The organism is Nocardia brasiliensis (assembly GCF_042691675.1).
GTDB classification, from domain to species: Bacteria; Actinomycetota; Actinomycetes; order Mycobacteriales; family Mycobacteriaceae; genus Nocardia; species Nocardia brasiliensis_D.
This window is the reverse complement of record NZ_CP170507.1, coordinates 277,983-300,154: the sequence shown is the minus strand read 5'-3', so window position 1 is coordinate 300,154 and position 22,172 is coordinate 277,983. Positions and strand designations below refer to the sequence as shown.

The 22,172-nt window shown below is 66.5% G+C and carries 20 protein-coding genes; 12 read left to right on the top strand and 8 right to left on the bottom strand.

Annotation, left to right across the window (positions count from 1 at the left end):
- Positions 1-95: 95 nt before the first annotated feature.
- Both ACFK0J_RS01555 and ACFK0J_RS01550 read right to left on the bottom strand, forming a co-directional pair.
- A complete protein-coding gene (locus tag ACFK0J_RS01555; protein ID WP_378735836.1) occupies positions 96-1,997 on the bottom strand; it encodes a glycosyltransferase in 1,902 nt (633 codons plus the stop codon).
- Positions 1,998-2,120: 123 nt separating this feature from the next.
- Positions 2,121-2,669 (bottom strand): GtrA family protein, encoded by a 549-nt coding sequence (locus ACFK0J_RS01550; RefSeq protein ID WP_378735834.1) that lies wholly within the window; start codon positions 2,667-2,669, stop codon positions 2,121-2,123.
- A 147-nt stretch (positions 2,670-2,816) separates the two neighbouring features.
- Between ACFK0J_RS01550 and ACFK0J_RS01545 the strand changes: the two genes are divergently transcribed.
- Complete coding sequence (locus ACFK0J_RS01545; protein WP_378735832.1) at positions 2,817-3,809, top strand: glycosyltransferase; 993 nt, start codon at positions 2,817-2,819, stop codon at positions 3,807-3,809.
- Positions 3,806-5,398: a DUF2142 domain-containing protein gene (locus ACFK0J_RS01540; protein ID WP_378735830.1), complete on the top strand. Its 1,593-nt coding sequence runs from the start codon at positions 3,806-3,808 to the stop codon at positions 5,396-5,398. The genes ACFK0J_RS01545 and ACFK0J_RS01540 overlap by 4 nt, the downstream gene beginning before the upstream one ends.
- Before the next feature lie 12 nt (positions 5,399-5,410).
- Here ACFK0J_RS01540 and rfbB read toward each other — a convergent pair whose 3' ends face one another.
- Entirely contained in the window at positions 5,411-6,427 is a 1,017-nt protein-coding gene (rfbB, locus tag ACFK0J_RS01535) for a dTDP-glucose 4,6-dehydratase (protein WP_378735828.1), read from the bottom strand.
- A 310-nt stretch (positions 6,428-6,737) separates the two neighbouring features.
- On the opposite strand from rfbB, the gene ACFK0J_RS01530 reads away from it, so the two are divergent.
- Both ACFK0J_RS01530 and ACFK0J_RS01525 read left to right on the top strand, forming a co-directional pair.
- The gene (locus tag ACFK0J_RS01530; protein ID WP_378735826.1) at positions 6,738-7,442 is read left to right on the top strand and encodes a hypothetical protein; all 705 of its coding nucleotides are present in this window, start codon (positions 6,738-6,740) and stop codon (positions 7,440-7,442) included.
- Between the two features lie 172 nt (positions 7,443-7,614).
- Positions 7,615-8,319 carry a hypothetical protein gene (locus tag ACFK0J_RS01525; RefSeq protein WP_378735824.1) on the top strand — a complete coding sequence of 235 codons (705 nt, stop codon included), beginning with the start codon at positions 7,615-7,617 and terminating at the stop codon, positions 8,317-8,319.
- A 200-nt stretch (positions 8,320-8,519) separates the two neighbouring features.
- Here the strand turns inward: ACFK0J_RS01525 and ACFK0J_RS01520 are convergent, their stop codons facing one another.
- Positions 8,520-9,512: an alpha/beta hydrolase gene (locus ACFK0J_RS01520; protein ID WP_378735822.1), complete on the bottom strand. Its 993-nt coding sequence runs from the start codon at positions 9,510-9,512 to the stop codon at positions 8,520-8,522.
- A gap of 237 nt (positions 9,513-9,749) precedes the next feature.
- Here ACFK0J_RS01520 and rfbA point away from each other — a divergent pair, with 237 nt between their 5' ends.
- Together rfbA and ACFK0J_RS01510 are read left to right on the top strand one after the other, a co-directional pair.
- Positions 9,750-10,622: a glucose-1-phosphate thymidylyltransferase RfbA gene (gene rfbA, locus ACFK0J_RS01515; RefSeq protein ID WP_218472637.1), complete on the top strand. Its 873-nt coding sequence runs from the start codon at positions 9,750-9,752 to the stop codon at positions 10,620-10,622.
- Positions 10,623-10,624: 2 nt separating this feature from the next.
- A complete protein-coding gene (locus ACFK0J_RS01510; RefSeq protein ID WP_218472636.1) occupies positions 10,625-11,173 on the top strand; it encodes a dTDP-4-dehydrorhamnose 3,5-epimerase family protein in 549 nt (182 codons plus the stop codon).
- 67 nt (positions 11,174-11,240) lie between these two features.
- Here ACFK0J_RS01510 and ACFK0J_RS01505 read toward each other — a convergent pair whose 3' ends face one another.
- Positions 11,241-12,704 carry an MFS transporter gene (locus ACFK0J_RS01505; RefSeq protein WP_378735819.1) on the bottom strand — a complete coding sequence of 488 codons (1,464 nt, stop codon included), beginning with the start codon at positions 12,702-12,704 and terminating at the stop codon, positions 11,241-11,243.
- 85 nt (positions 12,705-12,789) lie between these two features.
- On the opposite strand from ACFK0J_RS01505, the gene ACFK0J_RS01500 reads away from it, so the two are divergent.
- A complete protein-coding gene (locus ACFK0J_RS01500) occupies positions 12,790-13,215 on the top strand; it encodes a MarR family winged helix-turn-helix transcriptional regulator (RefSeq protein WP_378735817.1) in 426 nt (141 codons plus the stop codon).
- 49 nt (positions 13,216-13,264) lie between these two features.
- Here ACFK0J_RS01500 and ACFK0J_RS01495 read toward each other — a convergent pair whose 3' ends face one another.
- On the bottom strand, positions 13,265-14,113 hold the full coding sequence (locus ACFK0J_RS01495; protein WP_378735815.1) for a helix-turn-helix domain-containing protein: 849 nt from the start codon (positions 14,111-14,113) through the stop codon (positions 13,265-13,267).
- Between the two features lie 235 nt (positions 14,114-14,348).
- The gene (locus tag ACFK0J_RS01490) at positions 14,349-14,930 is read right to left on the bottom strand and encodes a DUF4282 domain-containing protein (RefSeq protein ID WP_378735813.1); all 582 of its coding nucleotides are present in this window, start codon (positions 14,928-14,930) and stop codon (positions 14,349-14,351) included.
- Between the two features lie 310 nt (positions 14,931-15,240).
- On the opposite strand from ACFK0J_RS01490, the gene ACFK0J_RS01485 reads away from it, so the two are divergent.
- The 3 genes from ACFK0J_RS01485 (at position 15,241) to ACFK0J_RS01475 (ending at position 18,956) form a co-directional block, all read left to right on the top strand.
- Positions 15,241-15,723: a hypothetical protein gene (locus ACFK0J_RS01485; RefSeq protein ID WP_378735811.1), complete on the top strand. Its 483-nt coding sequence runs from the start codon at positions 15,241-15,243 to the stop codon at positions 15,721-15,723.
- A 183-nt stretch (positions 15,724-15,906) separates the two neighbouring features.
- Positions 15,907-18,093: a molybdopterin-dependent oxidoreductase gene (locus tag ACFK0J_RS01480; protein ID WP_378735809.1), complete on the top strand. Its 2,187-nt coding sequence runs from the start codon at positions 15,907-15,909 to the stop codon at positions 18,091-18,093.
- Between the two features lie 230 nt (positions 18,094-18,323).
- Positions 18,324-18,956 (top strand): pyridoxamine 5'-phosphate oxidase family protein, encoded by a 633-nt coding sequence (locus tag ACFK0J_RS01475; protein WP_378735807.1) that lies wholly within the window; start codon positions 18,324-18,326, stop codon positions 18,954-18,956.
- Positions 18,957-19,051: 95 nt separating this feature from the next.
- Here the strand turns inward: ACFK0J_RS01475 and ACFK0J_RS01470 are convergent, their stop codons facing one another.
- Entirely contained in the window at positions 19,052-19,507 is a 456-nt protein-coding gene (locus tag ACFK0J_RS01470) for a GtrA family protein (protein WP_378735804.1), read from the bottom strand.
- Between the two features lie 92 nt (positions 19,508-19,599).
- On the opposite strand from ACFK0J_RS01470, the gene ACFK0J_RS01465 reads away from it, so the two are divergent.
- Positions 19,600-21,087, top strand: coding sequence for an FAD-binding protein (locus tag ACFK0J_RS01465; protein ID WP_378735802.1), 1,488 nt, complete (start codon positions 19,600-19,602; stop codon positions 21,085-21,087).
- The gene (locus ACFK0J_RS01460) at positions 21,084-21,863 is read left to right on the top strand and encodes a decaprenylphospho-beta-D-erythro-pentofuranosid-2-ulose 2-reductase (protein WP_378735800.1); all 780 of its coding nucleotides are present in this window, start codon (positions 21,084-21,086) and stop codon (positions 21,861-21,863) included. Before ACFK0J_RS01465 ends, ACFK0J_RS01460 begins: the two co-directional genes overlap by 4 nt.
- Positions 21,864-22,172: the final 309 nt, after the last annotated feature.

Here is a 22,172-nt window from a genome sequence, read left to right as displayed (position 1 = left end):
TCATCCCGAATCACGACCAGCGCCGAAGACATCGAGCCGCCCCGGGCAGTCACCCGGGGCGGCTCGACGCACTTTCAGAGTTCTTGTGCGGCAACCTATTCCGGCTTGATGCCGTACAACCGCTCCCAGTTCGCGCGGCTGGTCAGTTCGGGTACGGCGGCGCGGTACTGCTGCTGCAACGCGGGTAGTTCGCGGCGTAGGCGGCGCAGCACGCGGATGGTGCGGCGGAGCAGTTGCCGGGCCCGCGCCTTGTCCCGTTGACGAACTCGGACACCGGACTGCGAGGCGTCGGTGACCACGACGTGGTCGAACAGCGAAACATGCCACCAGTGCGCGTCTTCCCGGGTGACGCCGATGATGCCGTGCTGGGTGCGGCCGAACCACTGGTTGATGGCTCGCTTGATCAGCACGAGCATCGGCCTGCTCGGTTCGCCGGTGGCGCGGCGTAATTGAATGTCACCGGAACGCACCGGCGGGGTCGAGGCGGGGTGCTTGATCGTCTCCGGGTAATCCGCCCGGCTGCCGCGCGCGGCGGCCAGCGCGGCGATCCCGCCGTCCCGCAACACCTTCGGACCTTGCAGGAAATCCTCGATACCCTGCAGCGTGGTGTGCACCAAGCCGTACTGCATGGCGACCAGCTGCTCGGCCAGCTCACGGAACAGCTTGCGGGTGATCGCCTTTCCGTTCAGATCGGTATGCAGCGAGCCGACGATCAACGAATTGCGCGTGCTGAAGTAGCGCGCCCAGTCGTCGTAGTCCTTCCAGTAGAAGTCCGCGTGCCACACCGCCGCATTCGGCAGGGTGACCGTGACAAAACCGTTCTCGCGCGCCCGGATGCCGTATTCGACGTCATCCCACTGGAAGAAGATCGGGACTGGCAACCCGATCTTGGCGACCACCTCGGCCGGAATCAGGCAGGTCCACCACGCGTTGTAGCCCGCGTCGACGCGACGTTCCTGGTTGCGCTTGAGCATGCTGGTGTTGCGCAACGCCTTCGGCACCTTCTGCCCGTGCCGCAGCTCCTGCAGATGCACCTCTTCGGCGCCGACATTGAGGTAATCGGGATTGAGCAGGAACAGCATCTGCGCGCCGACCAGGGTCGGCTCCACCGTCATGTTGGCGAAGGCGTTGAGCCGCAACACCGTTTCCGGCTCGCACAGGATGTCGTCGTCCATCAGGATGACGTCGGCGTGCTCATTGGCCGCGGACACCTCGTAGAGCCCGCGCGTGAAGCCGCCCGCCCCACCGAGATTCGGCTGCCGGATGTAGCGCAGCTTGTCGCCGAAGACCGGGACGACCTCTTGGTAGCGCGGCCGGTTCTCCACCAGGTCGGTGCCCTGGTCCACCACGTACACCGCGTCGATCGCGTCGAGCACGACCTCGTCGGAGGCCAGGGCCGCGACCGTGTGCGCGCAGTCCTCGGCCCGGTTGAACGTGCAGATGGCGATCGCGACGGGACGAATGCGGTCCGGCGCCACCGTGGTCCAGCTGACCTCGGTGATGCCGAGGTCACCCCCGATGGCGTCGAATTCGAGCCAGATCGCGCCGCCGTCGACGTACTGATCCAGCGGCGCGGTCAGCGTGAGCGGGCCGTTCGCGGTGACCTGCGCGGTGTCGATGATCCGGCGATGTCCCGCGATATCGGAGGCGACGAGACGGACCCGCGCCTTCTTGGTCACATCGAGCACCATGGCCGCCCGCACCTCGGTGACGGTGGTCCAACGCTGCCAATAACTGGCCGCGAATCGGCCGAAGTAGGTGTTGGTGTGCGCGGCCGCACCCTTCTCCAGCCGCAGCACCTGGCGTTCCCGATGCGCGCGACCCTTGACCACGGCATACAGCTCGTCGCTCACCTTCGCCGACGGACCGGAGAAGATGCCGCGCTGCAACACCAGCCGATCCGGCGCCCGGTGGTCGGAGCGCAGCGAGGCCGGGGCGTCAACGGCCGGGGCTCGATCGTTCGTTTCGGTAACGGCCTGGGTAGCCGACTGATCCATGAAGTCCTCGAAATCGTTATCGTGCCGGACGGGACAAACACGCCCCTGGATGCCGTTCGCGGCGGGGGTGAGGATATCAACCAGCCTCGGTACCTGCCGGTTCAGGCGCGATGCCGCCGTGTCCTAGCGCAGTTGCTGGCCATTCGCTGACGCGTCGGTCGCGACCTCGTCGTCGCGTTCGCGCGCCCCGGTGAAGACGAACTTGTCGTAGGCCCAGTAGCGGAAGATCACCGCCACCATCTGGCCGATGAGCGTTCCAGAGATGTTGTCCGACAGCGGTGAGGACAGGTCGAGGACGTAGCGGGAGAAGCCGAGACACCCCAGTTGCAGGCCGATCGCGACAACGTTGAAGACGGTATAGAGAAGATATTCGCGCCCTGGATTGTCCGTCTTCTTGTGCGCGAAGGTCCACCACTTGTTACCGAAATAGGTGACCACCGTCGCCACCGCGATCGCGATGATCTTGGCAGGCAACGGGTAGTGATAAAGCACGCCCTCGCCACCCCAGAAGACCAGGAGGTTGTAGGTGCCCGCGTCGACGAGGAAGCCGATGGCTCCGACCACCAAGAACGCACTGCCCTGCCGCAGCGCGGTGAACACCTTCCGCACTATCGAGCCATCGGCGGGAGGTACGGTCGCGCCCGCCTGCGCGGTCGACTCACTGGTTGGCACGGCCCGACGGTACCGCAGCCCCGACACGGCGTGCCCCGACCGGAAATTCCGCCCGCTGCGCGGTGAGGTCGGCCACGCGTCAGCGGTGAGTTCCCTGTACCCTCCCGGTGTTCCCACATTCACCACCGATCGCGAGGATTGACCCGGGTGGACTCCACCGAGCTTCGTATTGCCGCCGTGGTGCCGTGCCACAACGAAGAGGCTGCCGTCGCCAAGGTCGTGGCCGACCTGCAGGCCGCCGTGCCGGGAATCGTCGTCTATGTCTACGACAACCTGAGTACGGACGCCACCGCCGAACGCGCCCGCGAGGCCGGTGCGATCGTGCGCCACGAGCACACCAAGGGCAAGGGCAACGTGGTGCGCCGCGCCTTCGCCGACATCGAGGCCGATGTCTACCTGATGATCGATGGCGACGACACCTACGAGGCTTCGGCCGCGCCGCTGATGATCAAGACGCTGCTCGACGGCCCCTACGACCACGTGCTCGGCGTCCGCAGGCAGGACGAGAGCGGCTCGGCGTACCGGACCGGCCACGAGACCGGCAACAAGGTGCTCAACGGCGTGGTCGGCAAGGTGTTCGGCGAGAACGTCGAAGACATGCTCAGCGGCTTCCGGGTGTTCTCCCGCCGGTTCGTGAAGAGCTTCCCCGCCGTCTCCCGCGAGTTCGAGATCGAAACCGAGCTGACCGTACACTCGCTGCACCTTCGGGTGCCGCGGACCGCGGTGCCGGTCGGTTTCCGCGACCGCCCGGCGGGCAGCGAGAGCAAGCTGCGCACCTATCACGACGGGTTCAAGATCCTGGCGCTGATCATCGGCCTGGCCAGGCACGAGCGGCCGGTCGCGTTCTACGGCCTGTTCGGCACGCTGAGCTGGCTGGTTTCGATCATCCTGAGCATCCCGATCGTCATCGAGTTCTACAACACCGGCGAGGTGCCGCGTTTCCCGACTCTGTTCCTCGGCTTCACCTTGCTGCTACTCGGCAGCCTGGCCTGGACCGCGGGTCTGATCCTCGACGGCATCCGGCGCTCGCGGCACGAGGCCGCGCGCCTGGTGTACCTGCGTTATTCCGCGGTGAGCGCGGACGACTTCCATCCGAACGGCAACGGCGGTGACGCCCGCACCGGCGGAGCAAGCCGGTGACCACCTCCGCGGACAAAGCCACGGCGGAGGAATTGGTTCCGGAACAGGCGCTGAACGAGACGTCCGCCGGATCGGCGCAGGCGAATGGCGCGACCAAATCGGCTGGTACTACTGACAGCTCGACCTCGTCGAACGCGGCCCGCGATTTCGCCGCCAGGATCGTGACACGCCTCGGCGGGGCGACGGTGGCCTGCACCGTCCTCGTCGCGATCTTCGGCGGGCTGTTCACGGTCCTCACCCCGCCCTTCTGGGGCCATGACGAGATCACCCAGTTCGGCCGCGCCTACCAGGTCGCGCACGGCGGGTTGCTGCCGCAGCAGATCAAGGACACCCGCGGCGTCGCCTACGGCGGCGACGTCCCGACCAGCATCACCGCCCTGATGGGCTACGCGCTGCGCGACTACACGACCAATCCCGAAGAACCCGGCTCGATGGTCGCGGACCCCGGTGCGTACGACCGGCTCGGCGGCGCCGCGGTGTCCGACGACACCGAACCGGTCTGGTTCACCAACACCGCCGCCTACTCGCCGGTGCCGTATATCCCTGCCGCCGTTGGCATTCGGCTCGCCGAGTTGTTCGGTCTCGACGTCGGCGGGACGATCGCTTTGACCAGGCTCGCCGGGCTGCTCGCCTACTTGTCGGTGGTCGGCTTCGGTCTGTACGCGCTGCGCAGGCATCGGGTGCAGTGGCTGGCATTCACCGTCGCGGTGCTGCCGATCGCGGTGTTCCAAGCGGGCACCGTCACGGCGGACACGATGACCAACGCGCTGGCCATCATGGTTTCGGCGCTGCTGGTCAAGGCGCTGTTCCTCGGCGACCGGCTCGGGCGGGTGGAAACCGGTGCGCTGCTTGCCGCGACGATCCTGTTGCCGGTGAGCAAGCCGACCTACGTGCTGCTGGCGATGCTTGTCGTGCTGGTGCCCGCGGACCGGTTCGGATTCACCGGCTGGCGGCGCGCGATCCCGTGGGCCTTCGCGGTGGCCGGCGGTCTCGTCTTCGCGGTCTGGATGAAGATCGCGGCACCGACCGGGGACGGCATGGGCCTGATGCGGCCGGAGCACCAATGGCATTCGGTGAAGCCGGGTGAGCAGTTGCGCGGAATCCTGAGCGACCCCGGTCATTTCATCAGCGTGTTCGGCGAGAGCATCGCGCTGCGCGACGAGCGGTGGTTCAGCCAGTTCTTCGGCGAGCTCGGCTTCGCCTACATCGATGTCCCCGCCCTGACCATGCTCGCCTGCCTGTTCGCCTTCGCGGTGAGCATCGGCGTCGCGGATCGGATGACCGCGGCCACCTTCCGGCGCACCCTGCTCGTCGCGCTCACCGTGGCGGCCAGCGTGGCGATGATCTACGTGACGCTGTACATGTCGTTCACGCCGGTCGGCTACTACATCATCGACGGCGTGCAGGGCCGCTACTTCGTGCCGCTGGCGATCGTCGCGTTCGCGGTGCTGCTGCGCTGGATGCCATTGCGGCTCACCGACATCGCGGGCAAGACGCCCACCGTCGGCCCGGCGGTCACGGTCATCGTCGCGACTGTCGTCGCGCTGATCGCGGCGGCGTGGAAGTACTACGACATCGTCTGGGGCTGAACCCCTCGGCGGCTATTCCGTTGCGCCGCTGAGGGTCTGCTCGCCCGCTGCCACGTAGGCCCGCTCGGTGATGGCTTTGTATGGGCGCCACCAGGTTTCGTTGGCGCGGTACCACTGGACGGTCGCGGCGAGACCGGCGCGGAAGTCGGCGTAGCGGGGGGTCCAGCCGAGTTCGGTGCGCAGCAGCGTCGCGTCGATCGCGTAGCGCTGGTCGTGGCCCGGCCGGTCGGTGACGTGGTCGAAATCGTCCGGGTCGCGATCGAAGGCTTCCAGGATCATCCGCACCACGGTCTTGTTGTCGAGTTCGCCCTTGGCGCCGATCAGGTAGGTCTGCCCGATTCGGCCGCGCTCCAAGATCTCCCACACCGCGCGGTTGTGGTCGTCGACGTGGATCCAGTCACGCACCTGATGGCCCGCGCCGTAGAGCCGGGGCCGGACGCCGTCGATCAGGTTGGTGATCTGGCGTGGAATGAACTTCTCCACATGCTGATAGGGCCCGTAGTTGTTGCTGCAGTTGGACAGGGTGGCGCGAACCCCGAACGAGCGGGTCCAGGCGCGCACCAGCAGGTCGCTGGAGGCCTTGGTGGCCGAGTACGGGCTCGACGGGTTGTACGGGGTCTGCTCGGTGAAGGCGGGCTCGTCCGGCGTGAGGTCGCCGTAGACCTCGTCGGTGGACACATGGTGATAACGCACGTCGTAGCGGCGCACGGCCTGCAGCAGCGAATAGGTGCCGACGATATTGGTCTGCACGAATGGCCAGGGATCGGCCAGGGAGTTGTCATTGTGTGATTCGGCGGCGAAATGCACGACCGCGTCCACACCGCTGACGAGCTCGTCGACCAGATCCAGATCCGCGATATCGCCGTGCACGAAATCGATGCGATCGGCTACCGGGTCGAGTGATGCCCGATTCCCCGCATAAGTCAACGCGTCGAGAACGGTTACCGTGGTGTCGGGATGGTCGACAATGGTCTGCTTGACGAAGTTGGCTCCGATGAATCCGGCTCCGCCGGTGACAAGCAATCGCACCCCATGACTCTACTTCGCCCGGCGCGCGGAAGCGGGATCGATGCCGTGCCAGGCAATCTCGGGGCCGATCCGCCAGAGTTGCGCTCTGTGACCTTGGTCTCATACTCTCCGGTAGATATAGGACGCCCAGTTCGCTTTGTCGCCCAAAACCCCGGTCGGCGTGCCTATTTCCGGCGCCCCACAGTGCCATGGGTCTCTTTGGTGAACAAAATTTGAATAAAAGGTCACAAGGGGTTCACCACTCGTTAGCTGGTCTAGATTTCGATCGTCTAGTCCCCTCCGAACGCTTCACATCGAGGTTCCGAACAAAATGCTGATGAGGAAATTCGCCGCTACCTCGGCGCTGCTGATCGCCGCTCTCGGCGTGACCGCGGGCACCGTCAACGCGGCTCCGGCCGCTGACGCGCCGATCAATTTCACCGCTCGAGGCACCGATACCCAGTCCATCATCTCCGTCGATGCCGGTTCCATCGTCGTCGAGGACGACGCGCTGAAGATCAAGGCCGCCGACGGCACCGTCGTCGCCGGTACCCCACTGAAGTTCCGGCTCGATGACTTCGAATTCCCCATCGCCGCCGACATCTCTGGCCGCACCGCGACCCTGACCCCCCAGCTCGAAATGGACAAGGCCGTCTACAAGCCGGTCGCCCTCCCCTTCGAGGACAAGGCGCCCTGGAAGAGCGAGTACGACCGTGAGGTCGCGGCGTTCAACCGCATGAAGGACACCATCGCCATGGGCGCCACCATCGCCACCCTGGTCGGTGGCCTCGGCGGCGCGGCTGTCGGCTGCGTCCTGGGCGGCGCGCTCGGCGGCCTGGTCGTCGGCGGCACCATCGTCGGCCTGTTCGGCCCGTTCGTCGGCGGCATCATCGCGGGCTGCCTCGGCGGCGCGGCGGCCATGGGCGCGCTGGGCACGATCGCGGGTCAGCTCTTCATCACCGCTCCGGTGGCGATCGGCGCGGCGATTCAGTACTTCACCACCATCAACCAGCCGTTCGTCGCGCCCGCCAAGTAAGGCGAACTGCTCTGCCCCACAAGTGAACTCGCATAACTGAAAGCGAGCCAGGAGCCCCGCCCGGCTACTGCCAGGCGGGGCTCTTCCAACACCGACCGAAATGCTGGAAATTAGCGAGCTCGGTCGATGGTCACTACCGCCTGTTGAACGCTACTGATTGAGGACTACAGACATGCTTATCAAGAAGTTTGCTGCTACATCGGCGTTACTGATCGCCGCGCTCGGTGTCACCGCGGGCACCGTCAACGCGGCCCCCGCCGGCGAAGCGCCGATCAATTTCACCGCCCAGGCCACCGATACCCAGTCCATCGTTTCCATCGATGCGGGCTCCATCGTCGTCGAGGACGACGCGCTGAAGATCAAGGCCGCCGACGGCACCGTCGTCGCCGGTACCCCGTTGAAGTTCCGGCTCGATGACTTCGAATTCCCCATCGCCGCCGACATCGCGGGCCGCACCGCAACCTTGACTCCGCAGATCGAGATGGACAAGGCCGTCTACAAGCCGGTCGCGCTGCCGTTCGAGGACAAGGCGCCCTGGAAGAACGAGTACGACCGTGAGCAGGCCGCTTGGAGCCGCATGACGGCCACGATCAGCCTGGGCGCCAGCATCGGCACCCTGGTCGGTGGCCTCGGCGGCGCGGCTGTCGGCTGCGTCCTGGGTGGCGCGCTCGGCGGCTTGGTCGTCGGTGGCACCATCGTCGGCCTGTTCGGCCCGTTCGTCGGCGGCATCATCGCGGGCTGCCTCGGCGGCGCGGCGGCCATGGGCGCGCTGGGCACCATCGCGGGCCAGATCTTCATCACCGCACCCGTCGCGATCGGCGCGGCCATCCAGTACTTCACCACCATCAACCAGCCGTTCGTCGCGCCCGCCAAGTAAGCGGAACCGCAGGCGCACAACCGAATACGGCACGAACCCCGCCCGGCACCGCTGGGCGGGGTTCGCCTGTCTCCGCCGCTGCCTGCCAAGCGAATTCCGTCTTCCCGCGTTGAAATACCGTACGGCCGAACTGGTTCCGGCAGGCGCGAGCCCCGTCCCGGCCACAGCGGAACGGGGCTCGCCTGGATAGGCCGGACTGCTTACGCAGTCCGCGCCTGCTGGCCCTCCTCGATCCGAGCACGGACGAAGCGCGACACCCGCGCCAGCGCCGCCCGGCTCTCCGGCAAACTCGGGGCGATGCTCATGAACGCGTGCACCTGACCACGCCAGAGCTCCACCGCGTTCGGCACGCCCGCGGCGGTCAGCCGCTGCGCCATGAGCTCGCAGTCGTACCGGAGCACTTCGTCTTCCGCGGCGATCAGCAGCACCGGCGGCAGGCCCGCCAGGATCCCGTTGACCGGTGACAGCAGCGGATCGAGCTTGCCATCGATCTCCGCGCCGATCCGGACCACCGCTTCCAGCGCCAGCAGCGGAATATAGGGATCGCGCCGGACATTGACGTGGCTTCGCTTGGCCGCGTAGTCCAGATCGAGCAGCGGGCTCAATCCGACCAACCCGGCGGGCGCGGGCAGCCCCACCTCGATCGCGCGCAGTGCGGTGGCGAAAGCGAGGTAGCCGCCCGCCGAATCACCGGCGAAGACGATCCGGCTCGGGTCCGCGCCGCGGCGCAGCAGCCAGCGGTAGGCGGTGAGGCAGTCGTCCACCGAATTCGTGATGCGCCGGTTCGGCAGCTGCCGGTAATCGACGTTCACCACGGGCAGGCCCGTACGCCGCGCCAGGCTGGCCGCGACCGGCCGGTGGGTACGGAGCCCGCAGACGGCGAATCCGCCCCCGTGCATGTACAGCAGGGCACCGTGGCGCAGCGCCCGGGCCGCGCCCGCGGGGCGAACGATCTCCATCCGGAAACCGTTGAGCGACACCTGCTCCCGGTCCACACCACGCGGTTCCGGCCGCAGCCTGGCCAGCGTGTCGATCGCCATCGCGCCGATCGGGATGGTCGCTCGGGTGATCGGTGCGGCGCGCAGGGCGGGGCGGACGACACCGAGGCAGGCCGCCAGCACCAGGCGCGCGGGTGCGCTCAAATTTTCCGGATTCATCACATTGCCGGGCTCGCCGACTCTGGTCGCTGACATCGCGCACCTACCTCACCAACTGGCGCGCCGAGCCACGACCGAGCGGTCCCAGGCGAGCTGTCGGCGCTGACATCTCACACAGTGCTGTTTCAGAACACCATGCGTTGTGTGACCTAAGCAACAGAATCGCTCGAGCAGCGGCTCTGGAAACCGCGAACGCCGATTCCGTAATCAATTCGACGAGGACTCGGAACCTCGCCGACGCCGAGCGCGGGCCGAACTGGCAGACTCCTGGTCATGCGGGGAATTATCTTGGCGGGTGGCACCGGCTCCCGGTTGCATCCGATCACACGCGGGGTGAGCAAGCAGCTCGTCCCTGTCTACGACAAGCCGATGGTGTACTACCCGCTGTGCACATTGATGCTCGCGGGCATCCGCGACATCCTGGTCATCACCACACCCGAGGACGCCGACGCGTTCGGGCGGCTGCTCGGTGACGGCACCCAGTTCGGCGTCTCGATCAGTTACGTGGTGCAGCCCGAGCCGGACGGCCTGGCCCGCGCCTTCGTGCTCGGCGCCGACCACATCGGCACCGACAACGCGGCACTGGTGCTCGGCGACAACATCTTTCACGGCCCCGGGCTCGGCGCGAGCCTGAATCGCTTTGCCGATATCGACGGCGGCGCGGTATTCGCCTATCGGGTGTCGGACCCGACCGCCTACGGCGTGGTCGAGTTCACCGACGGCCGCGCGGTCTCCATCGAGGAGAAGCCGAAGCAGCCGCGGTCGAACTACGCCATCCCCGGGCTGTACTTCTACGACAACGATGTCGTCGAGATCGCGCGCACGCTGCGGCCGTCCGCGCGTGGCGAATACGAGATCACCGACATCAATCGGGCCTATCTGGAACAGGATCGGCTCAGCGTCGATGTGCTCGCCCGTGGTACGGCGTGGCTCGATACGGGCACCTTCGATTCGCTGCTCGACGCCGCGAACTACGTGCGCACCATCGAAGAACGGCAGGGCCTCAAGATCGGTGTGCCCGAGGAGGTCGCCTGGCGGCTGGGCTTCATCGATGACGAACAGCTGTGCAAGCTGGCCGAACCGCTCGTCCGCTCCGGCTACGGGAGCTACCTGCTCGACATTCTCGAACGCGGCCGGGATTGGTGAGCATGGAATTTCGCGAGCTCGCGGTCCCCGGCGCCTGGGTGATCACCCCGCAGCAACTCGGTGACGGCCGTGGCATGTTTCTCGAGGGATTCAAGGCGTCGGAGTTCGAGAAGGCCACCGGCAGGCCGTTCGACCTGCGGCAGATGAACTGCTCGGTCTCGGCCGCGGGCGTGCTGCGCGGCATCCACTACACCGAGGATCCGCCGGGGCAGGCGAAGTACGTGACCTGTGTGCGTGGTGCGTTCCTCGACGTGGTCGTCGACCTGCGCCCCGGCTCGCCCACCTACGGGCGCTGGGACAGCGTGCTGCTCGACGATGTGGACCGGCGCTCGATGTTCCTGTCCGAGGGGCTCGGGCACGCGATCTTGTCGCTGGAGGACAACTCCACCGTCACCTACCTGTGCTCGCTCGAGTACACGCCCGAATTCGACAGGGACATCGACGCTTTCGATCCGCAGCTCGGCATCGAATGGCCGACGGTCGGTCGCGACGGCAGCCCGCTGACCTTCGTCCGGTCCGCCAAAGACACTGCCGCACCGCCTTTTTCCTGAGCAAGACGCAAGCCGACCGACACCACCCCACAGTGGTGCCGGTCGGCTTCGTAGTCGGCCGCAGGGGTCAGCCGACGAGTTCGAGCTCCGGCTCCGGAGCAACGTCCGTCTGCTTGGTGCGCCGGACGAAGAAGGCCGAAAGGGCAACCAGCGCACCGACGATGGAGATACCCGCGGCAAAGATCAGGCCGGGGCGGTAGGTGTCCAGCATCGCGGTGGGCGAGGTTTCACCGTGCGTGCCCGAGGCGATGATCGCGGTGGTCACCGCGAGCACGATGGCCGCACCGACCTGCATGGAGGTTTGCAGCACACCGGCCGCCAGACCCTGCTCGTCGTCATCGATCCCGTTGGTCGCCTGAATGTTGATGGCGGGGAAGCCGACCCAGCCGATGCCGATCAGCATGATCGCGGGCAGCAGCATCGTCCAGTACGACGGCGCGGTATCCAGCCGCAGGAACAGCAGGTAGCCGACGGCCATCACGGCCATGGTGACGCCGATGATCGGGCCGGTACCGAACCGGTCGACCAGCTTGTCGGAGAACACCGCGGACAACGCGACCATCAGACCCACCGGCAGCAGGGCCATCGACAGCTTCAGCGGCGACCAGCCGAGGGTGTCCTGCATGTACAGGGTCACGATGAACTGCCAGCTGAAGTACGAACCGGCCACCGCGACGATCGCGAGACTGGCGCGGACCAGCGACACCTTGCGCAGGATGCCGAGCCGGACCAACGGGTGCTTGACCCGCTTCTCGACCGCGACGAACGCGCCGAACAACACCAGCACCGCGATGAACGAGCCGATGGTGCGTGCCGATGCCCAGCCCGCCTCCGGGGCGGTGACGACGGTGTAGACGAGCAGCAGCATGGCGGAGGTGGACAGCAGCGCGCCGAAGATGTCGTGGCCACCCTCCTCGGCGGGCTTGTCCTTCGGCACCAGCACCCACGCGGCGGCCAGTGCGGCCAGCGCGATCGGCACCGGCAGCAGGAAGGTCCAGCGCCAGCCGACACCGGTCATCAGGCCACCGAACAGCAGGCCGGACGAGTAGCCGCCCGCACCGAACACGGTGTAGATGGACAGCGCCTTGTTCCGGGCCGGTCCCTCCGCGAAGTTCGTGGTGATGATCGACAGACCGGTCGGCGCGGTGAACGCGGCGGCCAGGCCCTTGATGAAACGGGTGAGGATCAGCAGCGGACCCGAGCTCACCAGACCGCCCGCGAGCGAAGCGACCGCGAAGACCGCCAGCGCGATCAGGAAGACCTTGCGGCGGCCGAAGAGATCGGCGGTGCGTCCGCCGAGCAGCAGCAGGCCGCCGTAACCGAGGATGTAGCCGCTGACCAACCACTGCAGGGTGGAGGTCGAGAGATCGAGTTCATTGCCGATGGACGGCAGTGCGACACCGATCATCGAAACGTCGAGGCCGTCCAGGAACAGCACGATGCACAGCGTGATCAGCATGCCCCAAAGCCGGGTAGTCCATCTGGTCGGATCGGTCGCCGAGGCGGCCGCCAGGGTTGCTGGTGAAGTCATGCGGGGTACGTTACATGCGCGCGCATTAAATGCCAACACATCTAATGCGGTTGCATAGATCTCTGGAGACCACTAAGATGGGGCCATGTCGAACCCGTCGACAATCGAGACAGCCCGGCGCACCGTCGCGCCGACCGGGCTGATCGGCGAGTGGCGCGAGCTGCTCGACCGCCACGCGACGGTGAGTTGCGCACTGGAAAAAGCGCTACAGGGACAGCATCAGATCGGACTCAGTGAGTTCGAGACGCTGGACCGGCTGGTCGACGCCAACTGCGGCGATTACCGCATGAGCGATCTGGCCAACGACATCTACCTGAGCCAAAGTGCGCTGTCGCGTGCGGTAGCGCGGCTCGAGCGCGATGGACTGGTCGCGCGCACCATGTGCCCGGAAGATCGCCGGGCGGTGTTCGTCTGCCTCACCGAGAAGGGCCGCGAGGTCTATCGGCAGGCGCTGCCGACCCATCGCGCGGTCCTGCAGGACAGCTGGGGCGTGCCCGGCCAGAAGTGCTGACGCGCCTGGGTCCAATGGTGCTGACGCACTAGGTAATCCGCACCGCGACTCAGACGTTGCAGCCCGCCCGCGCCACGTCGATACCGTCGCGCGCGTCCACCGCTACCGCGCCCATGCCCGCGAAAGCCTTTCGGTACCGGTCTATTTCGGTTTCCTTGTCCAGGTAGACCGGTCCGGTGAAGGCCTCGACGTAAACGACCGGCGGCTCCGGCAGCTCACCAGCCCGCAGCTCGGGGAACTCGAGCATGACGAACCGGCCCGAGTCCATGCCGTCGTGGTAACCGGAATCCTGCGGTATCAACCGGATTCGCACGTTGGGCAGGTCGGCCATGTGCCGCAGATGAGCCAGCTGCCCGGCGACCACCTCGGCGCTGCCGATCCGACGCCACAGCACCCCTTCGCCGATCACCACATCGAGTTGCAAGGGCGCATCGGCGCGGGTGAGCAACGCCTGCCGCGCCATGCGCAGCTGTACCCGGCGATCTACCTCGTTCGCCGGCATGTCCGGTCGCGCGGCGGCCAGCAGCGCGCGCGTATACGCCTCGGTCTGCAACAGGCCGGGCACCAGCTCGTTCTCGTAGGTGGACAGGCGGGAAGCCGCTTCCTCCAAGCCGATGTAGACCTCGAAACCTTCGGCGATCACATCGCCGTACGCGGTCCACCACCCCCGCGCCTTGGTCTCCCGCGCCAAGGCCGTGAGCGGGCCGACGAGGTCGGACGGCGCGCCGTAGACCTTGCACATCGCTTCGACGTCGAGGCTGCGCAGCGAGGTCTGGCCCGTCTCGATCCGCCAGATCTTGGCTTCCGACCATTCCAGCTGCTGGGCAGCCGTTCTGGTGGTCATCCGCGCCCGGTTGCGCAGATCGCGCAGATGACGGCCGAGTTGGCGTCGGGGCATTGTCGAACCAGTGGTCCCCTGCGGTAAAGCCATGCGTGTTCCCCCCTTGTTGCCATGCACCGGCCGCACCACCGAACTCTGCCGCGGCCATCTCGATCAGATACCCGTAATCGATATCCGAGCATCCGAACAGCATTGTTTCACAACGAATCTGCGTCAGGTCACGATCGGTGGCGCAGCTAGGCCGGTGGCATCACGACGCCAAACATCGTCTGCCGGACCCGATTCGGTCGTGCTACCTGCGCGAGCCGCCCCTACGGAAGCGCCAGAATTGCACCGCGCGCACATCTTCGGAGAGCTGGTTGACCGGCTCGGCGACGTCGGACAGCGCCTGGAACAGATCGTCGGCCAGTTCGCTGATGTGCTCGACCCTGGTCGCCAGGCGGGACGCGTTCACCAGGAATTCCAACATGAGGCGCACCGCGGCCGCGATGGTCAACCCGAGCGGCACCCCGATCAGCGCGGCCAGCACTCCCAATACCGCCGAGAACCGCCACATGAGCACCGTCAGCGCGATCGGCACGGCGCAGGCGAACACCAAGCCGAGGATGTAGGCCAGCGGCAGCAGCGTGCGGGTGGCCGGGCGACGGAACTGCACATCGAGCAGGCCGCGGGCCGCCTCGACGCTCCACTGCCGGAAGGCGCGCGGACTCTCGAACGGCTCCGGCTGGGGCTCCTCCTGGACGACGGCGCCGCGGGAGAACCTGCGCGACGCCGCTTCTTTCCAAGTGATCCACCGCGATTCGGCTTCGTACTCCTCCTGCTCCGGCGGCTCACTCCCCTTGGCCGGGCCGGTGGCGGTGGATTCATCACTCATGGTGAAATCCTCCCCGCAATCACACCTCCGAGCCAGCCGGGACGTAGTGCCGACCACACAAGTCCCATCATTCTCAGCGGTCTCGCAGTAACGACACAGCATAAGAACAGGTCAGCGGTCGAAAGTAGCGGCGGGACAACAAATCCGAAGCGGTTCGAGCAAAGTCATAGCAATTTGCTTTCATACCGCCCGGAAGAGACGTAGCCAACAGTCTCGAAGAAGTTTCGAAGATCGCGTAACGCTGCGGATGTCCACCACCGATACGACCCATGAATGCAGGACCCAGATCTACCGGGGAATGGAGAGAACAGTGCGCACCACGTTTCCGACTTCCGTCTCGGCGGCCACCATGACCGCCGCTGCGCAGGACTACACCCAGCGCGGATGGACGGTCGCAGAAACGGCCAACGGTCTCTGCCTGATCACCGATGAAGACCTTTCGGCCATCGAGGTCAGCGGCGAGCTGGCCGGTGAGGTCCGCCGCTTCCTGCGGGCGAACAACCTGTCCGGTCCGGTCATCGAGCTGCCCGGCGCCGAGCGCCGCGAGATCCACCTGGTCACCGGCGTCCGCAAGGCCGCAATGGCGCTCGAGGCGCTGACCGCCGCCGGCGCGATCGTGCACACCGACGGCGCGGGCATCCCGCTGCCGCCCACCCAGCTCTCGGTCGGCTCGGCCTGCTGGGGCGTCGCGCCCGGCGAGGCCCGCTGGGTGCCGCCGGTGGTCGCGCTCAGCGCCGCCGTTCGCGCCGCCACGGCCAACAAGCGGACGCAGCTCACCAGCGTCGCCTGCTGAGGTAAGGACTGAACTACGGCCGGGTCCACCACCCGGCCCCCACGACCGATATCCGAGTAGCGCCGACCGGGCGCACGGGTGTCGGTCGTTTCGTGTGCGCGGGTTTCGGACGATGTAGCCGCCGCGTCCACCGCATCTCTCGCGTTCTCTTTTCAGACCGGCGATAGCGCGGGAGGATGAGGCATGGCCTCAGTCACGGATTCTCGCAACTTATTGCGTACCTGCCCGCTCTGTGAGGCGGTCTGCGGACTCGAAATCACGCTCGATCCGGATGATCATGTGACCTCCGTTCGCGGGGATAAAGCGGATCCGTTCAGCAAAGGGTTCATCTGCCCCAAGGGAGCCAGTTTCGGGCAACTGGACGAGGATCCCGATCGGGTGACCGAACCGATGATTCGCGACCGGGCGACCGATACCTGGCGGAGCGCGTCGTGGAACGAGGCGTTCGATCTCATCGCGGAGCGTTTTCCCGCGATCCTCGCCGAGCACGGCAAACAATCGGCGGGCGCATATCTGGGCAACCCGAACGCGCACACCGTGGCGGGAGCGCTCTATGTACCGGTGCTGTTGCGCGCGCTGAGCACCAAGAACCTCTTCTCGGCGAGCACCGCCGACCAGATGCCCAAACAGGTGGCGAGCGGGCTGATGTTCGGCGACCCGCTGACAGTGCCCGTGCCCGATCTGGATCGCACCGACTACCTGCTGATGCTCGGCGCGAACCCACTGGAGTCGAACGGATCGCTGTGCACCGCACCGGATTTCCCCGGGCGGTTGAAGGCGTTGCAGCGTAGGGGCGGCCGGTTCGTGGTGGTGGACCCCCGGGTCACCCGTACCGCGAAGCTGGCCGACGAGCATCTGTTCATCCGGCCCGGCAGTGACGCGTATCTGCTGTTCGGGATCGTGCACACGCTGTTCGCGGAGCAGCTCACCGATATTCGGGTCGATGTCGCCGGGCTGGACGAACTGCGTACGGCCGCCGCGGCCTTCAGCCCCGACTCGGTGGCGATGCGCACCGGAGTGCCCGCGGCGACGGTCATTCGGCTGGCGCGCGAGCTGGCGGCGGCGCCGACGGCGGCGGTGTACGCCAGGATCGGCACCTGCACAGCGGAATTCGGCACCATCACCCAGTGGCTCGTCGACGCGATCAACGTGCTCACCGGCAACCTCGACTCGCCCGGCGGCGCGATGTTCGCCACCGCGGCGGCCGGCGGGATCACCCGCAGCAGGCCGTTCCGACTCGGGCGCTGGACCAGCCGGGTCCGCGCATTGCCCGAGGCGATGGGTGAATTGCCGGTCGCCACCTTGGCCGACGAGATCCGCACGCCAGGCGAGGGGCAGATCCGCGCGCTGGTGACGGTCGCGGGCAACCCGGTGCTCTCCGCGCCGAGCGGTGCCCGCCTGGACGCCGCCTTCGCCCAACTCGACTTCATGGTGAGCGTGGATCGGTATCTGAACGAAACCACCAGGCACGCCGACGTGATTCTGCCGCCACCGCGGCCGGTACAGTCCCCGCACTACGACTTCGCGCTGCTGCAGTTCGCTGTGCACAACTACGCCCGCTACTCGCGTCCGCTTGTGCCACTTGGTGATCGGCCGTCGGAATCGGCGGTGCTGGCGCGGCTGGCCGCGGCGGTCTCCGGCATGCCGCACGAGGGCGCGGACGGTGTCGACCCACTCACCGGGGTGGACGAACTGATCATCGCGGGCGCCCTGCACAAGGCCGGAATGGCGGATCGGCGCGACGAATTGATCGGCGCGGATACCACCGAGCAGCGCCTCGACATGATGCTGCGGCTCGGCCCGTACGGCGAGTGGACCGGCGGAACGCTGAATCTGCAAGTGCTGCTGGATAATCCGCATGGCGTCGAGCTCGGCCCGCTGCAACCGAAACTCCCCGGCGCGCTGCGGACCGCGTCGAAGAAGGTGGAACTGGCCCCGCAGCCACTGCTCGACGACGTGGCCAGGATGCGGGCCCGACTGGCCGACGCCGCGCCGGACGTGGTGTTGATCGGACGCCGCCAGCTGCGGTCCAACAACAGCTGGATGCACAACATCGGCCAGCTGGTGAGCGGATCGAATCGCTGTACGCTGCATATCCATCCGGCCGACGTGGCGCGCTTCGGGCTCGGCGAGCACGCGGTGGTGAAGTCGGCCGCGGGGACGCTGACGGTGCCGCTGGAGCCGACCGAGGCGATCATGCCGGGGGTGGTGAGCCTGCCACACGGGTGGGGTCATGCCGACAGCACGCAGACGGTCGCCCGCGCCCATGCCGGAGTCAACGCGAATGTGCTGACCGATGATTCGGTGGTCGATGTGCCGTCCGGCAACGCGGTCTTCAACGGTGTCCCGGTGACGCTGAATCCGGCTTGACGCAGGCCGCCGCCCGGTCCGGTCGGCCGGGCTGACCATCCCGGCCGGTCGGCTTGTAGCTAACCTACGGAATCCCTTGCGCTAATTAAGCATTCAGTGCATTCTCAACATGGATTTCGTAGTTTTGCCAGGCCGAAACGGACTAAAATGGACAGGATTTCGGTTTAGTCGCGGGCTCAACGTCGACCCCTCGAAAGGATCCGGATTCCGGCGACCAGAGGGTGGCGAAGATGCCCGGTGCACAGTGTGGCAGCGACGGCGAGCACGAGCTACAGGATCGGTACGGTACGCAGGACAGAGCCGCGCGCTTCTACAACGATCAAGTGCTGGACCGACTGAATTCGATGATGATCGAATTCATCGGCCGGATGGACATGGCGTTCATCGCCACATCGGACAAACACGGCGAATGCGACGCCAGCTTCCGCGCGGGAGCCCCCGGCTTTTTGCACGTCATCGATGAGCGCACGATTGCGTACCCCGAGTACCGAGGCAACGGCGTGCTGGCCAGCCTCGGCAACATCCTGGAGAATCCCCACGTAGGCATCCTGCTAATCGATTTCGTGCGCGATCTGATCGGCCTGCACATCAACGGCTCGGCCCGGATCATCCCCGACACCACCCTGCGCAACGCCACCCCAGGCCTGCCGTCGAACCTGCCGGGCCGGGCCGCCGAACGCTGGGTCGTGGTCGACATCGAAGAGGCGTACATCCACTGCCGCAAGCACATTCCACACCTGGTCCCCGCCGACCGCGAACAACGCGAATGGGGCACCGACAACGTCCGCGCCAAGGGCGGCGACTACTTCGGCGCCAAAGCGCAAACCGCTGCCCGCCTCGGATCAGCCCTCGCCACCCACTGACCCACCGGTCTCCCGTCGGTGCGCACACCCGTCGCGTCAGCCGGACAGCCCGTATAGCGGGTGTGCGGCGGCGGGAGCGGGTGTGCGCCCGACGACTAGTGGATTTTGAAGATGACCACGCGTTGGACGATGAAATTGATGACGGTGGCGGTGCCCTGGGCGATGACGAAGGCCAGTAGTTGGCGCCAGGGGGCGTCGGGGAGCGTTTCGAACATCAGCGCGTTGAGGCCGACCTGGACGGCGAAGGTGACCGCGTAGAGGATCACCACGGCGACGAACCTGGCGCGGCTCGGTGGGGCCTGGAAGGTCCAGCGGCGGTTGATCAGGTACGCCGTAGTCGTGCCGACGATGAAGCTGAGCGACTTGGCGGCCTCGCGGGGCAGGCCGAGCAGGTTGAACAGCAGGCTGTACAGCCCGAAGTCGACGATCGCCGACAGGCCACCGGTCAGCGTGAACCGGACGATCTGGGTCTTCAGGTCGACATCGGTACCGCCCGGCTCGTCGACCAGCGGCAGCTCGGCCGGGAGCGGCAGGTGGGGTTCGGCATGCACGCGACGAGCGTAGCGGGAGCCGAACCGATAGGTAGATCACTACTCCGGAGTAAGAGACCTGGACCGGATGTCCGGTCATACCTGTAGCCTCTATGCCGATGTCCACGAAAGCTCCGACCGCCACCACGACAACCGGTAACGAGAGCGGCTCCACCGTCACAAACGATGGGGCCGACGCCGGGACCGCGTCCGCATTGCCGACGCAGACCCGCACGTTGACCGGGTGGGGTCGCACCGCACCAACCTCTTCCGAAGTGCTCTCGACCAGCGATCCCGAACTGATCGCCAAGGCCGTCGCCATGGTCGCCGAGGACAACGACGCCAAGCCACCGCACCTGCGCCGCGGCGTCATCGCGCGCGGGCTCGGGCGCTCCTACGGCGACAATGCGCAGAACGCCGGTGGCGTGGTCGTCGACATGACCGCGTTGAACAAGATCCATCGCATCGACCAGGATTCCCGGCTGGTCGACGTGGACGCGGGCGTGAACCTCGATCAGCTGATGAAGGCGGCGCTGCCGTTCGGGCTGTGGATCCCGGTCCTGCCCGGCACCCGCCAGGTCACCATCGGTGGCGCGATCGGCTCCGATATCCACGGCAAGAACCACCACAGCGCGGGCAGTTTCGGTAACCACGTCCGCTCGATGGATCTGCTCACCGCCGATGGCACCGTGCATCACATCACGCCCAAGCGCAACGCCAAGCTTTTCTGGGCCACCGTCGGCGGCTGCGGTCTGACCGGCATCATCCTGCGTGCCACCATCGAGATGACGCCGACGGAGACCGCGTACTTCATCGCCGACGGTGATGTGACCTCGACCCTGGACGAAACCATCGCCTTCCACAGCGACGGTTCCGAGGACCGTTACGAATACAGCTCGGCCTGGTTCGACGCGATCAGCCCCGAGCCCAAGCTCGGCCGCGCCGCCATCTCCCGCGGCAACCTCGCCAAGCTGGATCAGCTACCGAAGAAGCTGCGGAAAGATCCGCTGCGATTCAACGGGAAGACGTTTCTGACGCTGCCCGATGTGTTTCCGAACGGTCTGGCGAACAAGTACACCTTCACCCCGATCGGTGAGCTCTGGTACCGCAAGTCGGGCACCTACCGGAACAAGGTGCAGAACTTGACGCAGTTCTATCACCCGCTGGACATGCTCGGCGAATGGAATCGCGGCTACGGCTCCAACGGGTTCCTGCAGTACCAGTTCGTGGTGCCGCCGGAGTCGGTAGACGAGTTCAAACGCATCATCGTCGATATCCAGCGGTCCGGGTTCTACTCGTTCCTCAACGTATTCAAGCTGTTCGGTCCGGGAAACCAAGCGCCGCTGAGCTTCCCGATGCCCGGCTGGAACATCTGCGTGGACTTCCCGATCAAGAACGGGCTCAACGAGTTCGTCACCGATCTGGACCGTCGGGTGCTCGAGTTCGGCGGGCGGTTGTACACCGGCAAGGACTCCCGGACCACCGCGCAGACGTTCCACCAGATGTACCCGCGGATCGACGAGTGGATCAAGGTCCGCCGAAGTGTCGATCCCACAGGCGTTTTCATGTCCGATATGGCGAGAAGGCTGGAGCTGCAGTGATCAATGCCGTCGGTAACCCGCAGGCCATCCTGCTGCTCGGCGGGACCTCGGAAATCGGTTTGGCGATCTGCGCGGAGTACCTGAAGAAGGGTCCCGCGCGCATCGTGCTCGCCGCGCTACCGAATGATCCGCTACGCGATGACGCCGTCGCCCAGATGAAGGCGGCGGGCGCGAGCCAGGTCGATGTCATCGACTTCGACGCGCTCGATACCGATAGCCACCCGAAAGTGATCGACGCGGCGTGGGACGGCGGCGACATCGACGTGGCCATCGTCGCGTTCGGCCTGCTCGGCAATGCCGAGGAACTGTGGCAGGACCAGCGCAAGGCCGTGCAGATCGCCGGAATCAACTACACCGCCGCGGTTTCCGTCGGCGTGCTGATCGGCGAGAAGATGAAGGCGCAGGGCTACGGGCGGATCATCGCCATGTCCTCGGCGGCCGGTGAGCGCGTGCGGCGCTCGAACTTCGTCTACGGCTCGACCAAGGCGGGCCTGGACGGGTTCTACCTCGGTCTCGGCGAGGCGCTGCGGCCGTTCGGCCCGCGCGTGCTGGTCATCCGGCCCGGTCAGGTGCGCACCAAGACCACCATCGACGCGTGGGCGTCCGCGGGCGTCAAGGAGGCTCCGCTCACCGTCGACAAGGAAGACGTTGCGGCACTGGCGGTTTCCGCTTCGCAGAAGGGCAAGGACCTGATCTGGGCCCCCGGCGCCTTCCGCTACGTGATGATGATCCTGCGCCACATCCCGCGCCCGATCTTCCGCAAGCTCCCCATCTGAGTTTTGCCCGAAGCCGCACCTCAGCCCGAATCCCGCACCGCGGGTCGGGCGGGTGCGGCTTTCTCGTTCGCCACTACCGGCACGTGTTGCCACATCCGCGGCCGGACCTGGCAGCATGATCGCCGATCGTCCGACGCGAATGCCGACCCGAGTGAACCCGGAGATGCCATGCGAGTAGTCCGAGAACGCCGCACCGGCCGGGGCCCGGCGTGCCCGCCGCACGCCGAGGTGGGCGCTGATATCGGAGCGGTTCGATGACAGCGACGGTCACCGGGCGCGGTGCGGTACCGGCCCCGGTGCGCGGACGAG

Excerpts from the sequence above, each read along its gene's own strand:
- ACFK0J_RS01555 (WP_378735836.1), bottom strand. The coding sequence starts at position 1,997 with ATGGATCAGTCGGCTACCCAGGCCGTTACCGAAACGAACGATCGAGCC.
- ACFK0J_RS01530 (WP_378735826.1), top strand. The coding sequence starts at position 6,738 with ATGCTGATGAGGAAATTCGCCGCTACCTCGGCGCTGCTGATCGCCGCT.
- ACFK0J_RS01525 (WP_378735824.1), top strand. The coding sequence starts at position 7,615 with ATGCTTATCAAGAAGTTTGCTGCTACATCGGCGTTACTGATCGCCGCG.
- ACFK0J_RS01520 (WP_378735822.1), bottom strand. The coding sequence starts at position 9,512 with ATGTCAGCGACCAGAGTCGGCGAGCCCGGCAATGTGATGAATCCGGAA.
- rfbA (WP_218472637.1), top strand. The coding sequence starts at position 9,750 with ATGCGGGGAATTATCTTGGCGGGTGGCACCGGCTCCCGGTTGCATCCG.
- ACFK0J_RS01510 (WP_218472636.1), top strand. The coding sequence starts at position 10,625 with ATGGAATTTCGCGAGCTCGCGGTCCCCGGCGCCTGGGTGATCACCCCG.
- ACFK0J_RS01505 (WP_378735819.1), bottom strand. The coding sequence starts at position 12,704 with ATGACTTCACCAGCAACCCTGGCGGCCGCCTCGGCGACCGATCCGACC.
- ACFK0J_RS01500 (WP_378735817.1), top strand. The coding sequence starts at position 12,790 with ATGTCGAACCCGTCGACAATCGAGACAGCCCGGCGCACCGTCGCGCCG.
- ACFK0J_RS01495 (WP_378735815.1), bottom strand. The coding sequence starts at position 14,113 with ATGCCCCGACGCCAACTCGGCCGTCATCTGCGCGATCTGCGCAACCGG.
- ACFK0J_RS01490 (WP_378735813.1), bottom strand. The coding sequence starts at position 14,930 with ATGAGTGATGAATCCACCGCCACCGGCCCGGCCAAGGGGAGTGAGCCG.
- ACFK0J_RS01480 (WP_378735809.1), top strand. The coding sequence starts at position 15,907 with ATGGCCTCAGTCACGGATTCTCGCAACTTATTGCGTACCTGCCCGCTC.
- ACFK0J_RS01475 (WP_378735807.1), top strand. The coding sequence starts at position 18,324 with ATGCCCGGTGCACAGTGTGGCAGCGACGGCGAGCACGAGCTACAGGAT.
- ACFK0J_RS01465 (WP_378735802.1), top strand. The coding sequence starts at position 19,600 with ATGCCGATGTCCACGAAAGCTCCGACCGCCACCACGACAACCGGTAAC.